Origin of the sequence: Citrobacter sp. Cpo221 (assembly GCF_030332345.1) — a bacterium.
In the GTDB taxonomy this organism is placed as follows: Bacteria; Pseudomonadota; Gammaproteobacteria; order Enterobacterales; family Enterobacteriaceae; genus Citrobacter; species Citrobacter portucalensis.
Map to the genome: position 1 here is coordinate 51948 of NZ_JAOWIA010000053.1, position 13353 is coordinate 65300.

Consider the following 13353-nt stretch of genomic DNA (forward strand, 5'->3'; position numbering starts at 1 on the left):
ATTAGCAGGCGTTAAGGCTTAAGACTTTTTCGCCTGATACATCTCATCTCCATGGTTGTCATCTTCAACCCAGAAATTGATGTTGAATTGGGCGTCGTCGCTTAATTCAACGCGATGCCAATACTGCGGTGGACTGGTCGCAAACTGACCGGCATTAATCACCACTTTTACTTCAGGCTCTTTTGCGTCTTCATTGGCAAAGCCGTAATACGTTACCGTACCTTCCATCACACAAAGCTGGCCAAAAACGCCTGCTGCAGTGTTATGGTGAGAAAGCAGTGCTGCAGGGACGTTGTCTTTGGTAAAGAAGGGAGTAGAGCGTTTAACTTTCCAGTTTGCCGGGATGCGTAAATGGGACATAAGACATCTCCTTGGTGTGGCATCTATAAGATGTATTTAATATACATCTTATAGATGCCAGCAGGCAATGAATTTAAGGCAAAAAAAACGCTCCCGAAGGAGCGTCTCTGTTAGCGACCGAAGAGGTCACGTTTTTTCGGTTTGAACGGCTGTGCTATCACCACCAGCACGGCGACCACCAGGTAGGCGGCGAAGATCCCCAACAGCCACTGCGGCATTTCCAGGGTTAAAAAAGACCACTGGCGCTCAGCACAGTCACCGGACGCTAAAAACACCTGCGGCAGCCATTTGTCCAGTGGCAGCCAGCTTGGGAAGCGTGCGGCAAAATCACAGGTCATAAACGGTGATGGGTGCAGTTGAATCATGGTGTGCTCATACGCTAACTGAAGTCCGCGCCAGGCACTGTAAATCCAGATTATCATCGCCACATAGCGCAGCGGTGTTTTTGGTGCGATAGCACCAACCAGCCCTGCACCCATCACGCCGAATAATGCGCTACGTTCGTAAATACACAACACGCAAGGTTTTAGCAGCATGACGTGCTGGAACCACAGCGCGACGAGCTCCAGCGCAAAGGCGGTTAACGCCAACAATAACCATGCCCCACGACCTCGGGAGCATTGGTTTAAAAATCGCAACATAATCATTTCCCTGCAACATGCGTAGAGACCGCAGTTTAAACCAATTCACTTTATGCGCCACTAGCGGGAATTGAAAATTTGCGTAATCGGATATTTATCATGCAAAAAGTCAAACCGGGCAGTGATTTGCCCGGTTAATTGTTATGAAAGTGTAGCTAACCAGCCCGTTTGAGTCATCCACTCGGTCACCGGTACCAGCGTGAACTCGACGCAAAGCAGACCAACGAGCGTCAGGACGAGAGTATACGGCAGAGCCATCCACACCATGCGGCCATAAGAGAGGCGAATCAATGGTGCCAGCGCGGAGGTCAGCAGGAACAGGAACGCCGCCTGACCGTTTGGTGTAGCCACGGAAGGCAGGTTGGTCCCGGTATTAATCGCTACCGCTAACAGTTCGTACTGGTTGAGGCTGATGGTCCCTTGTTCCAGTGCGGCTTTGGCTTCGTTAATGTAAATAGTGCCGACAAAAACGTTATCAGAGATCGAAGACAGCAGGCCGTTGAAGAGATAAAACAGCGTCAGTTGAGCATGCTCAGAAGACTGCAAAACAAACTGAATTATCGGCGAAAAGAGCTGTTGATCGATAATCACCGCGACAATTGAGAAGAACACGGTCAGCAGCGCGGTGAAGGGTAGCGACTCGGTAAAGGCTTTACCTATCGCATGTTCGTCGGTGACGCCGGTCAACGAGGTTGCCAGAATGATGACCGACAAACCGATCAATCCGACTTCTGCCAGGTGCAGGGCCAAAGCAACGATCAGCCAGACGCCAATAATCGCCTGGACAATCAGTTTGATTTTGTCCTGACGGGTACGTTGTTGGCGGCTCTGATCGTCAAACTGTTGCAGGACATCACGGACGGTCTCCGGCAGCGTTTCGCCATAGCCAAACCAGCGTAATTTCTCGACCAGCACACAGGTTAACAGGCCGCAAATCAGTACCGGGACGGTAACCGGCGACATGCGCAGGAAGAAGTCACCAAAATGCCAGCCAGCTGCTTTGGCGATAATCAGGTTTTGTGGTTCGCCCACCATGGTCATCACGCCGCCTAACGCCGTACCGACACCCGCGTGCATCATCAGGCTACGCAGAAAACCGCGGAACTGCTCAAGTACGACTTTATTGTGCTGATCGATATGGCTGTCATCGAGCATGTTGTTGTCTTCCGCGCGAGAAGAAGCAACGCGATGGTAGATACCATAAAAACCGACCGCAACGCTGATCACCACGGCCACGACGGTCAACGCATCGAGGAACGCCGAGAGGAAAGCGGCTGCAACACAAAAAGACAGCGACAGCAGCGTCTTGGAGCGAATAGTGAGCAGCAGACGCGTGAAAATAAACAGTAATAACTGCTTCATAAAGTAGATGCCTGCCACCATAAACATCAGCAGCAATAACACCTCAAGGTTTGCGGCAACCTCTTCACGCACATGCGTGGCGCTGGTCATGCCAATAATGACAGCTTCGATAGCCAACAGCCCGCCTGGCAGCAGTGGGTAGCATTTTAACGCCATCGCCAGCGTGAAAATGAACTCGGCCACCAGCAACCAGCCGGCGATAAAAGGGTTGATGAAAAAAATAATCGGGTTGACGACTAAGAAGACAAGCAGTGCAAGTTTGTACCAGTCTGGTGATTGACCTAAAAAATTGCGCCACATCGCGCGGCCCCATGATAGCTCCATGGTGATTTCCCTACCTTTAAAAATGAAATCATGTTTTTATGTTTGACCGCAAAGCTTAGCGGGAGGAGGGAGTACAGGCAAGCTATTCACGAGACTGGCAAGGTTGGCTGTACTGTAGCGTTATTTGGAAAATGAAGCCTTGATCCACTTTTTCTTCATTGCGTCAGCTATCAGCTAAGATACCCATCTGGTATGATGTGTGTAACTATGTTTTGCTGTGTAATGGAATTTTTACTATGGTCATTAAGGCGCAAAGCCCGGCTGGGTTCGCGGAAGAGTACATCATTGAAAGTATCTGGAATAACCGCTTCCCACCTGGCACTATTTTGCCCGCTGAACGTGAACTCTCCGAACTTATTGGGGTGACACGTACCACGCTACGCGAAGTATTGCAGCGTCTGGCGCGAGATGGCTGGTTGACCATTCAACACGGCAAACCGACGAAGGTGAATAACTTCTGGGAAACCTCCGGGCTGAATATTCTTGAAACGCTGGCGCGTCTCGATCACGAGAGTGTCCCGCAGTTGATTGATAATCTGCTGTCTGTGCGTACCAATATTTCGACGATCTTTGTTCGTACTGCGTTTCGCCAGCATCCTGATAAAGCACAGGAGGTTCTGGCGACGGCAAATCAGGTGGCCGACCACGCTGACGCATTTGCCGATCTGGATTATAACATTTTTCGCGGTCTGGCATTTGCCTCCGGCAATCCGATTTACGGTTTGATCCTCAACGGTATGAAAGGATTATATACCCGCATTGGTCGTCATTATTTTGCCAATCCGGAAGCGCGCGCGCTGGCGCTGAGCTTCTACCGTAAACTGTCAGAACTCTGCGAGCAGGGCGCTCATGAGCAGGTGTATGAAACGGTGCGCCGCTATGGTCACGACAGCGGCGAAATTTGGCATCGTATGCAGAAGAGCCTGCCGGGCGACTTAGCTATTCAGGGACGTTAATCGCTCCATGCCGGATGGCGACGCCAAAGCGTCTTATCCGGCCTACAATACGTGCACTTCGTAGGCCGGATATGGTGTTTACACCGCCTCCGGTAATAAGATTTACAGACCGTTCATCCTTGGCGGGCAACGCTCCAACAGCTCCACGCTGCCATCTTCATTCTGTTGCTCCAGCATCACGTCAAAACCCCAAAGCCGGTGTACGTGCTTGAGCACTTCTTTGCGTCCTTTATCCAGCGGCGCGCGGTTATGCGGAATATAGCGTAAGGTGAGCGAACGGTCGCCACGCAGATCGACGTTCCAGATTTGAATATTCGGCTCCAGGTTGCTGAGGTTGTATTGCGACGACAACCTGTTGCGGATCTCACGATATCCTTCCTCATTATGAATCGCAGATATCTCCAGGTAGTTGTGACGATCGTCATCCAGCACGGTGAACAGACGGAAATCACGCATTACCTTCGGTGACAGGAACTGGCTGATAAAGCTCTCATCTTTGAAGTCGCGCATCGCGAAATGCAGGGTTTCCAGCCAGTCGGAACCCGCTATATCCGGGAACCAGTATTTGTCCTCCTCGGTCGGCGACTGACAAATACGTTTGATATCCTGGAACATGGCAAACCCCAGGGCATAAGGGTTTATCCCGCTATACCACGGGCTGTTGTAGGGTGGCTGAAATACCACATTGGTATGGCTATGCAGAAACTCCAGCATAAACCGCTCGGTGACTTTACCCTCATCATAAAGGTGGTTCAGGATGGTGTAATGCCAGAAAGTGGCCCAGCCTTCGTTCATCACCTGCGTCTGTTTCTGCGGATAAAAATACTGGCTGACCTTGCGTACAATGCGCAACACCTCGCGTTGCCAGGACTCCAGCAGCGGGGCATTCTTCTCCATGAAGTACAGCAGGTTCTCCTGTGGCTCAGAGGGATAACGGCGGGCTTCCGTCACGGTTTTCTCTTCCTCTTTCTTCGGCAGTGTGCGCCACAACATATTCACCTGGCTTTGCAGATACTCTTCACGGCTTTTCTGACGGGCTTTCTCTTCCTGTAGGGAGATTTTTTGCGGGCGTTTGTAACGGTCAACGCCGTAGTTCATCAGCGCATGACAGGAGTCGAGCAGCTTTTCGACTTCATCCACGCCGTAACGCTCTTCACACTGGGTTATATAGTTTCGCGCGAAGATCAGGTAATCGACAATGGAACTGGCATCCGTCCAGCTTCGGAACAGGTAGTTGTTTTTGAAGAAGGAGTTGTGTCCGTAGCAGGCATGCGCCATCACCAGCGCCTGCATGGTGATGGTGTTCTCCTCCATCAGATACGCGATACACGGATTGGAGTTGATAACGATCTCATAGGCCAGCCCCTGCTGACCATGTTTATACAAGCGCTCGGTTTCAATAAACTTTTTACCAAACGACCAGTGAGGATAGTTGATCGGCATCCCGACGCTGGAGTAAGCGTCCATCATCTGTTCGGAGGTGATCACCTCGATTTGGTGCGGGTAGGTGTCCAGTCTGTAGAGTTTCGCCACGCGGTCTATCTCTGCCAGATAGACATCCAGCAGATCAAACGTCCAGTCGGGTCCATCGCTTAACCGTGTGCCGTCCTTGTTCATGGAATCAATCGTAGCCATTCGCGCACCCTCATTGTTGGCGGCACTCTCTGTCTGGAGTACCTCATGTCAAGCATAGATCATGGTGTTAAAAAACGTGCTGCGGCAGAAATTTTTTCTTTGCGATTTCACGTTAGCGAGGCGTCGAAAAATGGCATGGCCGCAAAATTTTATGCTGGATAAAAATAACGCACAGCAGGAGATGCCAAAGCGGAGAGTCCCCAGCCATCACCGCTATATGTGAGGTAAGTCACCATAAAAAAGCCATATGTTGAATAATATTTTCAACTGAGTTATCAAGATGTAATTAGATGATTGTTCTTTTACTGTTAACGGAGTGGCTATGCGAGTTGTCATACTGGGAAGTGGTGTCGTTGGCGTGACCAGCGCCTGGTACTTAAGTCAGGCTGGACACGATGTCACCGTCATTGATCGTGAGCCCGGTCCGGCACTGGAAACCAGTGCGGCGAACGCGGGGCAAATCTCTCCAGGTTATGCAGCACCATGGGCGGCACCAGGCGTACCGCTAAAAGCAATTAAGTGGATGTTTCAGCGCCACGCTCCGCTGGCCGTCCGTCTTGACGGAACCCAGTTCCAGTTGAAATGGATGTGGCAGATGCTGCGCAACTGCGACACCAGCCACTATATGGAAAATAAAGGACGCATGGTGCGGCTGGCGGAATACAGCCGTGATTGCCTGAAAGCGCTGCGCGCCTCTACCGGTATCGAGTACGAAGGACGTCAGGGCGGAACCCTGCAACTTTTCCGTACTGCCCAACAGTATGAGAACGCCACTCGCGACATCGCCGTGCTCGAAGACGCTGGCGTGCCATATCAACTGCTGGAAGCAAACCGTCTGGCGGAAGTCGAACCTGCACTGGCAGAAGTGGCGCACAAACTGACCGGTGGTCTGCGCTTACCGAATGATGAAACCGGCGACTGCCAGCTGTTTACCCAGCGTCTGGCGCAGATGGCGGAGCAGGCAGGCGTTAAGTTTCGCTTTAATACCCCGGTCGATAAGCTGCTGAGCGATGGTGAGCAGATTTATGGCGTCCAGTGCGGCGAAGAGATAGTTAAAGCCGATGCCTATGTGATGGCGTTTGGTTCGTACTCCACGGCAATGCTGAAAGGGATCGTTGATATCCCGGTCTATCCGCTCAAAGGCTATTCGTTGACCATTCCGGTGGCGCAAGACGACGGTGCGCCGGTTTCTACTATCCTTGATGAAACCTACAAAATCGCTATTACCCGCTTTGACAATCGTATTCGCGTAGGCGGTATGGCGGAGATTGTCGGCTTTAATACAGAACTGCTACAACCTCGTCGTGAAACGCTGGAAATGGTCGTACGCGATCTCTTCCCGCGCGGCGGTCATGTGGAGCAGGCAACCTTCTGGACCGGACTGCGTCCGATGACGCCGGACGGAACGCCGGTGGTGGGGCGCACCCGCTTTAAGAATCTGCTGCTCAATACCGGCCACGGCACGCTGGGTTGGACCATGGCCTGCGGCTCCGGTCAGCTGCTGAGCGATATCCTTTCTGGCCGCACGCCAGCCATACCTTATGACGATCTGAGCGTGGCGCGTTACAGTCCGGGGTTTACCCCCTCTCGTCCACGGCATTTACATGGCGCACATAACTGATAAGGACGTGAGATGACCCGCCCGATACTGGCCAGCATTGACCTGCAGGCGTTGAAACAAAATCTGACCATTACTCGTCAGGCCGCGCCGGACGCCCGCGTCTGGTCGGTGGTAAAAGCCAATGCGTATGGACACGGTATTGAACGCGTCTGGAATGCGTTGGGCACAACCGATGGTTTTGCCATGCTCAATCTTGAAGAGGCGATAACCCTACGCGAGCGTGGATGGAAAGGCCCGATACTCATGCTGGAGGGGTTTTTCCACGCTGAAGACCTGACTGTATATGACAATTATCGACTAACCACCTGTGTACACAGTAACTGGCAGCTAAAAGCATTGCAGAATGCGCGCCTGAAGGCGCCGCTCGATGTTTACCTGAAGGTGAACAGTGGTATGAACCGGCTTGGGTTTTTACCGGAAAGAGTTCCGACGGTCTGGCAACAGCTGCGGGCGATGCCCAACGTCGGTGAAATGACGCTGATGTCGCATTTTGCCGATGCAGAGCACCCGGAAGGTATTCAGGAAGCTATGGCGCGTATTGCGCAGGCAACTGAAGGGCTGGAGTGCAGACGATCGCTGTCGAATTCGGCCGCCACGCTGTGGCACCCTGAAGCGCATTATGACTGGGTTCGTCCGGGCATTATTTTGTATGGCGCATCGCCTTCGGGACAATGGCGAGACATCGCTAACACCGGCCTGAAGCCAGTGATGACTTTGAGCAGCGAGATAATCGGCATACAAACGCTGAAAGCTGGCGATCGGGTGGGCTACGGTGGACGTTACACTGCCAGCGGCGAGCAGCGCATTGGCATTGTAGCGACCGGCTATGCAGACGGTTATCCACGCCATGCGCCAAGCGGAACGCCTGTGCTGGTGGATGGTGTACGTACCGGGACGGTGGGGACAGTCTCAATGGATATGTTGGCGGTAGATCTGACACCGTGCCCGCAGGCAGGGATCGGCACGCCGGTAGAGCTGTGGGGCAAAGAGATTAAAATTGACGATGTGGCCACCGCCGCAGGTACGGTAGGCTACGAGTTAATGTGTTCTCTGGCGCTGCGCGTGCCAGTTGTGACGGTGTAACTTTATTTAGTGCATTTTGTAGGCCGGGTAAGGCGCAGCCGCCACCCGGCAAAAACATCCGCTTTACTCATCCTCATCTTCAGCAACGCGAACACCAACCTTCAGCACTGCATTATCTTCTTTCTCGGCCACAGTCCAGATCATACCAGCGAATTCCACCTGGTCACCGACGACCGGCGCGGCACCAAGCAGATGCTGGACAATTTCACCCAGCGTTTGCTGCTTATCACGATACTCGGTGCCATCATCCAGGCCATAAATCAGTGCCACATCGGCATATTTTGCGCTGGCTTCAAGAATAAAATCACCGAAGAAGCGCTGGTCTAACGACACAGGTGGCGACTGGCTGAACAGCTTGCCAAGAGCCGGGAGATCGCGCTCGCGGCCAATAACACACAATACATCGCCTTCGCGAAGACGCGTACTGCCGGAGGGGTGAAACAGCACGTTGTCACGAAACAGGGCGGCTATTCGCGTTTCTTCCGGCATATGCAGGTCGCGCAGTGCGGCGCCCACACACCACTTATCCGCGCTGAGCTGATAAACAAACTGCTCCCACGGGTTATCCGGATGAATATCCAGACCAATGCGCGACACGGGCCAGCCGACGGGAGGGACCACCACTTTGGCTTTTTTAGCAGCCCATGAAAGCGACGTTCCCTGAAACAGCAACGAGATAAGTACCACGAAGAAGGCGACGTTAAAGAACAGGCGCGCGTTCTCCAGACCCGCCATCATTGGGAAGACGGCGAGGATGATGGGTACCGCACCGCGCAGACCCACCCAACTGATGAAAATGCGCTCGCGCAGATTAAAGCCACGAAACGGCAGCAGTCCCGCGAAGACCGAAAGCGGGCGGGCAATGAATATCATCCACGCAGACAAAATCAGTGCCGGGATTGCGATAGGCAGCAGGTCGGATGGCGTAACCAGCAGTCCGAGCACCAGGAACATGGCGATTTGCGCCAGCCATGCCAGACCGTCGAAGTTTTGCAGAATGCCAAACCGGTTGCGAATAGGGCGATTCCCCAGCAGGAAACCACACAGATAAACCGCCAGAATACCGCTGCCTTCCAGCGCAGTGGTCAGGGCAAAAATCAGGATCCCACCGCTTAACGCCAATAGCGGATACAGTCCGGCAGGCAGCGAAATGCGGTTAATCATCTGCTGGAGCATATATCCACCGCCAAGACCGATAATGATGCCTAAGCCAAACTGCTGGATAATGTGCACCGCGAACATCCAGCTTAAACCGGTCTCGTGGTTTTGGATCATGGCGATGAGCGTGATGGTCAAAAACACGGCCATCGGGTCATTACTGCCGGATTCAATTTCCAGCGTAGAGCCAACGCGTTCGTTAAGCCCCTTACCGCCAAGCAGGGAAAAGACCGCCGCGGCGTCGGTTGAACCAACAATCGCGCCAATCAGGAGTCCTTCGATAAGATCCAGATGAAACAGCCACGCGGCCATCATGCCGGTGAGTCCGGAAGTAATCAGCACACCGACCGTCGCCAACGATAGCGCCGGGCCTAACGCAACGCGAAAAGAGCTGGCCTGGGTGCGCATCCCGCCGTCGAGCAGGATAACCGCCAGTGCCAGGTTACTCACCATGTAGGCGAATGGATAGTTATCGAAAGGTATGCCGCCTATACCATCCACGCCCGCTAACATACCGATAGCGAGAAATATCACCAGAATTGGGATACCGAGACGTGATGAGAATGAACTGAGTAAGATACTGCAGGTGACGAGAACGGAACCCAAAATAAAAAGGCTAATAATTGCTGCGGCATCCAACGTTCGGTTACTCCTGAATTACGCTGTTTCGTATTAATAAACCCTACCATAATAACGACAGAAACAGCGTTTTACTTAGCCCTATTAGCCGCTTTTTTTACGATTTTAGTACCGGATGCCCACTTAAGGTGAGCTGAGTGCCGTTTTTATCATTTTTCAGCACCGCATTGGCTCCCAAAGGCAAGGTGACAGTGCGTTGTTCATGGCCAAAATCGAGGCCGCAGATCAACGGTACTGATAATCTGGCGCGCAGAAAATCACAAACTGAATCAAGATTGTAACCGGCATCGTAATCATTGGGTGCGCTACCGCTAAAACTGCCAAGAATAATGGCGTTTTGCTGGGCCAGTATTCCGGCGTGGTACAGCTGCAGCAGCATACGCTCGACACGGAATGGATGCTCGTTAATGTCTTCCAGCACCAAAATGCCGTTTTTGATAGCCGGCATCCACGGTGTACCCATCAGCGAAATGATCATCGCCAGATTTCCGCCCCACAGTGTACCTTCAGTTGCGCACTGCGGACCCTCACCCTGCCATTCGAGGGTAAATTGGGCATTACGCAAAGCCTGCCAGAAATGGTACTCGGTGAATGCGTTCATTTCTTCGGCACCGAAGTTCGCCGCCAGCATCGGGCCGCTGAAGCTAATCACATTCCCCTGTGCCAGCAGACCACACTGGATCGCCGTAAAATCGCTGTGTCCGCACAGCAGCAACGGATCTTGTTGCTGGCGGGCTGCCAGCCCCTGCCAGTCAATTTCTGCCAGTAAACGGCTCGCGCCATAGCCGCCGCGTACCGCCATCACAATAGTATCGGGGGTTTTCAGATTAACGAGCGAGTTAACATCAGCAAGCCTTTCTGCCTCTGTACCTGCAAAACGCTGGCAGCGGCGCGCAATGACTGCTGAATTGTCGACCTGATGACCGGCCTCAGTAAGACGCGCAAGCCCACGTAAGGCAGCCTGCTGATTGATACAGTAGCCCGACGGGGCAATTAAGTGAAACCGGGACATGGCATTTCCTTGCTACAACTAAAACCAAATGTATATCATGCCGCGTAGGTATGTCGTTGTCACCTCAGCGACAGGTTCCGGCTATAAGGATAGATGACGTGAAATTGAGATGGTTTGCTTTTTTGGTTGTATTACTTGCGGGCTGTAGTTCAAAACATGATTACAAAAACCCGCCGTGGAATGCTGAAGTTCCGGTTAAACGCGCAATGCAATGGATGCCGATCAGTGAAAAAGCCGGTGCGGCCTGGGGTGTCAGTCCACAATTGATTACCGCTATTATTGCCATTGAATCAGGCGGAAATCCGAATGCGGTCAGTAAGTCCAATGCGATTGGTCTGATGCAGTTGAAAGCCTCAACTTCAGGACGCGATGTTTATCGTCGCATGGGATGGAGCGGAGAGCCGTCGACCAGCGAGTTGAAAAATCCCGAACGCAATATCTCAATGGGGGCCGCATACCTGAGTATTCTGGAAACCGGGCCGTTGGCAGGGATCGAGGATCCGCAGGTGATGCAATATGCACTGGTGGTATCGTACGCCAACGGTGCAGGCGCATTGCTGCGAACGTTCTCTTCCGACAGGAAGAAAGCCATCAATAAGATCAACGATCTCAGCCCGGATGAATTTATTGAACATGTTGCGGACAATCATCCGGCGCCGCAGGCTCCGCGCTATATCTGGAAGCTTCAGCAAGCGCTGGATGTAATGTAATTCAGGTGATGCTAATCGCGCACCTTGTTCGACTTTTCCCGGGCTTCGCGCTCAAGGGAAAAAATAATCCGCTGTAAGTTCCGCTCCACCGCCGGGCCGACGTTGAGAAAACGAAAGCTCAGGCGGGGAGTGGTAATGGTTTCGTTTTTACTGTCGATAACTTTGCGCTCGCTAATGGAAATGAGCTGGGCGTCAACGTGATACACCCCCCATTGCTCCATATTCAGTTCAACCTGCGCGAAGCGCATACCTTCAGCCAACCCCTCTGGTTTTGCCGTTTCTAACAGCCCGCCCATGCCGCCGAGAGATAAATCGAATAAGCGAAAGCACAGCGTGCTGTTGTCCGGCATTTTTGCCGTGCAGCGATAGGGAGGGTGCAGCGGAGCGCCGATGCGGAAATATTCGCGACGCTGCACAAACCACAGAGAAGGCGGCAAGGATGAAATAAACGCCGGCAGTTGCTGATACTCGCCTTTTTTCAGCTGTGGCAGGGTGAATTCTACTTTGGCTCCCTGCGTTTCGGCGATAATCGAGATCTGGCTGGCCCGCTGTACGGCCTGGTTTTCATATTCCTGGCTGCCAAAATCCATGACCAGCTCGTCCGGGCTGACGGCCAGAACTTTGCTGATGAACTGGCCGCCCGACCAGGAGATACGCAGTGGAACCTGCTGCGACTTTAAGTCCCGAAGTACACCTAACACCGCTAACGGATTTTGCTTCAGGAACTGCTCATTGTAGTTACTCACACCTAATGACTCCTGGATGCCTAGTTTGTCGTTGGGTTATCGGCATCAATCGACGGAACTTAATACAAATGGATGAAATTTTTTACCAAACCCAATGAATTAAGTCTGCGTGATAAAAGCATGTCGCGACGGCTTGCCTATACTTTAAGTGCTGGCGCAGGAATGTCTTGCGCGTGCGTTCACTGGAAAGAGGGCCTGAAAATGGGAATTATTGCCTGGATTATTTTTGGTCTGATTGCGGGGGTTATCGCCAAACTGATTATGCCGGGGCGCGATGGCGGGGGATTTATCCTGACCTGTATTCTGGGTGTCGTTGGTGCTGTGGTCGGTGGATGGCTGGCAACGATGTTTGGTATTGGCGGCGATGTCAGCGGGTTTAATCTCCACAGCTTCCTGGTGGCCGTGGTCGGCGCGATTGTTGTGCTGGGAGTTTTTCGGCTTGTACGACGAGATTAATCGAACGGCGCCCGAGCAGTAATGCTGTTCAGTTAAGCATGTCTGGTGAACATGTGATTCTTGCTTAGCGTTCCGTTCACCTTAGTTGTGCCATTTCTCTGAAGCGCAGATACCCGTGAACGTGCAAGGGTGGCTCACCGCCGCCTCCCTTGCATCCCAGGCTCCCGGCGGGAAAATCGTCGCTACGCGAGCTATTCGTCTTATTCCGTCTGCCTGTCGGGTCGGGGCCGAGCCTGCATCCGTGCAGGCCGTCCCCTCTGCCCGCATCCCTGCGGGCAGACCCGGTCAGTCGTCAACGCCTCATCGATTTTCAGCCGGACCGGGGTCATCGCTTCAACGCACTGACTTCCAGTTAAATCTTTTTTGCTGTTTAAACAAAAAAACGCAGATGGTCAGGTGTGGGCTGGTCCGGCTGAAAATTGCCGACGTGATTCCGTAAGGCCGGGAGAGCCAGCATGGATGCTGGCTCAGGGCGCGCTTTGCATGGATGCTACCTCGCGCCCGGCCCGGTAGCCTGAAGGAATAAGCGGAGGGTATTGCGCAGCAACAATTTTCCCGCCGGGAGCCGGGATTGTAAAGGGCGTGGCGGAGAACGCCCTTTACACGTTCACAGGAGCCGGCGTTTCAGAGAAGCGATGAACATGAGGTGA

General features: G+C 52.8%; 11 protein-coding genes and 2 pseudogenes. 6 read left to right on the forward strand and 7 right to left on the reverse strand.

Going from position 1 to position 13353, the window contains the following annotated elements:
* Positions 1–18 precede the first annotated feature (18 nt).
* The 3 genes from OGY72_RS13470 to nhaB form a co-directional block, all read right to left on the reverse strand.
* The gene (locus OGY72_RS13470; RefSeq protein WP_003020940.1) at positions 19–360 is read right to left on the reverse strand and encodes a TehB family protein; all 342 of its coding nucleotides are present in this window, start codon (positions 358–360) and stop codon (positions 19–21) included.
* Positions 361–470: 110 nt separating this feature from the next.
* Positions 471–1001 carry a disulfide bond formation protein DsbB gene (dsbB, locus tag OGY72_RS13475; protein ID WP_003844060.1) on the reverse strand — a complete coding sequence of 177 codons (531 nt, stop codon included), beginning with the start codon at positions 999–1001 and terminating at the stop codon, positions 471–473.
* A 141-nt stretch (positions 1002–1142) separates the two neighbouring features.
* Positions 1143–2687: a Na(+)/H(+) antiporter NhaB gene (nhaB, locus tag OGY72_RS13480; protein WP_286547887.1), complete on the reverse strand. Its 1545-nt coding sequence runs from the start codon at positions 2685–2687 to the stop codon at positions 1143–1145.
* Positions 2688–2923: 236 nt separating this feature from the next.
* Between nhaB and fadR the strand changes: the two genes are divergently transcribed.
* Complete coding sequence (fadR, locus tag OGY72_RS13485; protein WP_003833559.1) at positions 2924–3643, forward strand: fatty acid metabolism transcriptional regulator FadR; 720 nt, start codon at positions 2924–2926, stop codon at positions 3641–3643.
* Between the two features lie 102 nt (positions 3644–3745).
* Here the strand turns inward: fadR and OGY72_RS13490 are convergent, their stop codons facing one another.
* Entirely contained in the window at positions 3746–5278 is a 1533-nt protein-coding gene (locus tag OGY72_RS13490) for a SpoVR family protein (RefSeq protein WP_286547889.1), read from the reverse strand.
* Between the two features lie 322 nt (positions 5279–5600).
* Between OGY72_RS13490 and OGY72_RS13495 the strand changes: the two genes are divergently transcribed.
* From OGY72_RS13495 to OGY72_RS24945, 3 genes and pseudogenes are all read left to right on the forward strand, one after another.
* Positions 5601–6899: a D-amino acid dehydrogenase gene (locus tag OGY72_RS13495; RefSeq protein WP_003833553.1), complete on the forward strand. Its 1299-nt coding sequence runs from the start codon at positions 5601–5603 to the stop codon at positions 6897–6899.
* Positions 6900–6911: 12 nt separating this feature from the next.
* Entirely contained in the window at positions 6912–7982 is a 1071-nt protein-coding gene (gene dadX / locus OGY72_RS13500; protein ID WP_003833552.1) for a catabolic alanine racemase DadX, read from the forward strand.
* Positions 7983–7991: 9 nt separating this feature from the next.
* A pseudogene (locus OGY72_RS24945) lies at positions 7992–8105 on the forward strand (hypothetical protein); the annotation flags it as partial.
* On the opposite strand, the pseudogene OGY72_RS13505 reads toward OGY72_RS24945, so the two are convergent.
* A pseudogene (locus OGY72_RS13505) lies at positions 8064–9779 on the reverse strand (potassium/proton antiporter); the annotation flags it as partial. The pseudogenes OGY72_RS24945 and OGY72_RS13505 overlap by 42 nt on opposite strands.
* Before the next feature lie 97 nt (positions 9780–9876).
* Positions 9877–10791, reverse strand: a complete 915-nt coding sequence (ldcA, locus tag OGY72_RS13510; RefSeq protein ID WP_003833548.1) for a muramoyltetrapeptide carboxypeptidase — start codon at positions 10789–10791, stop codon at positions 9877–9879.
* 98 nt (positions 10792–10889) lie between these two features.
* Here ldcA and emtA point away from each other — a divergent pair, with 98 nt between their 5' ends.
* Positions 10890–11501: a membrane-bound lytic murein transglycosylase EmtA gene (emtA, locus tag OGY72_RS13515; RefSeq protein WP_003020914.1), complete on the forward strand. Its 612-nt coding sequence runs from the start codon at positions 10890–10892 to the stop codon at positions 11499–11501.
* A gap of 11 nt (positions 11502–11512) precedes the next feature.
* Here the strand turns inward: emtA and ycgR are convergent, their stop codons facing one another.
* On the reverse strand, positions 11513–12247 hold the full coding sequence (gene ycgR, locus OGY72_RS13520) for a flagellar brake protein YcgR (protein ID WP_286547890.1): 735 nt from the start codon (positions 12245–12247) through the stop codon (positions 11513–11515).
* A 201-nt stretch (positions 12248–12448) separates the two neighbouring features.
* Between ycgR and OGY72_RS13525 the strand changes: the two genes are divergently transcribed.
* Positions 12449–12703 carry a GlsB/YeaQ/YmgE family stress response membrane protein gene (locus OGY72_RS13525; protein WP_003020908.1) on the forward strand — a complete coding sequence of 85 codons (255 nt, stop codon included), beginning with the start codon at positions 12449–12451 and terminating at the stop codon, positions 12701–12703.
* Positions 12704–13353 lie beyond the last annotated feature (650 nt).

What these genes read in the sequence shown, in the direction of transcription:
- OGY72_RS13470 (WP_003020940.1), bottom strand. Translation starts at nt 360, where the DNA reads ATGTCCCATTTACGCATCCCGGCAAACTGGAAAGTTAAACGCTCTACT.
- dsbB (WP_003844060.1), bottom strand. Translation starts at nt 1,001, where the DNA reads ATGTTGCGATTTTTAAACCAATGCTCCCGAGGTCGTGGGGCATGGTTA.
- nhaB (WP_286547887.1), bottom strand. Translation starts at nt 2,687, where the DNA reads ATGGAGCTATCATGGGGCCGCGCGATGTGGCGCAATTTTTTAGGTCAA.
- fadR (WP_003833559.1), top strand. Translation starts at nt 2,924, where the DNA reads ATGGTCATTAAGGCGCAAAGCCCGGCTGGGTTCGCGGAAGAGTACATC.
- OGY72_RS13490 (WP_286547889.1), bottom strand. Translation starts at nt 5,278, where the DNA reads ATGGCTACGATTGATTCCATGAACAAGGACGGCACACGGTTAAGCGAT.
- OGY72_RS13495 (WP_003833553.1), top strand. Translation starts at nt 5,601, where the DNA reads ATGCGAGTTGTCATACTGGGAAGTGGTGTCGTTGGCGTGACCAGCGCC.
- dadX (WP_003833552.1), top strand. Translation starts at nt 6,912, where the DNA reads ATGACCCGCCCGATACTGGCCAGCATTGACCTGCAGGCGTTGAAACAA.
- ldcA (WP_003833548.1), bottom strand. Translation starts at nt 10,791, where the DNA reads ATGTCCCGGTTTCACTTAATTGCCCCGTCGGGCTACTGTATCAATCAG.
- OGY72_RS13525 (WP_003020908.1), top strand. Translation starts at nt 12,449, where the DNA reads ATGGGAATTATTGCCTGGATTATTTTTGGTCTGATTGCGGGGGTTATC.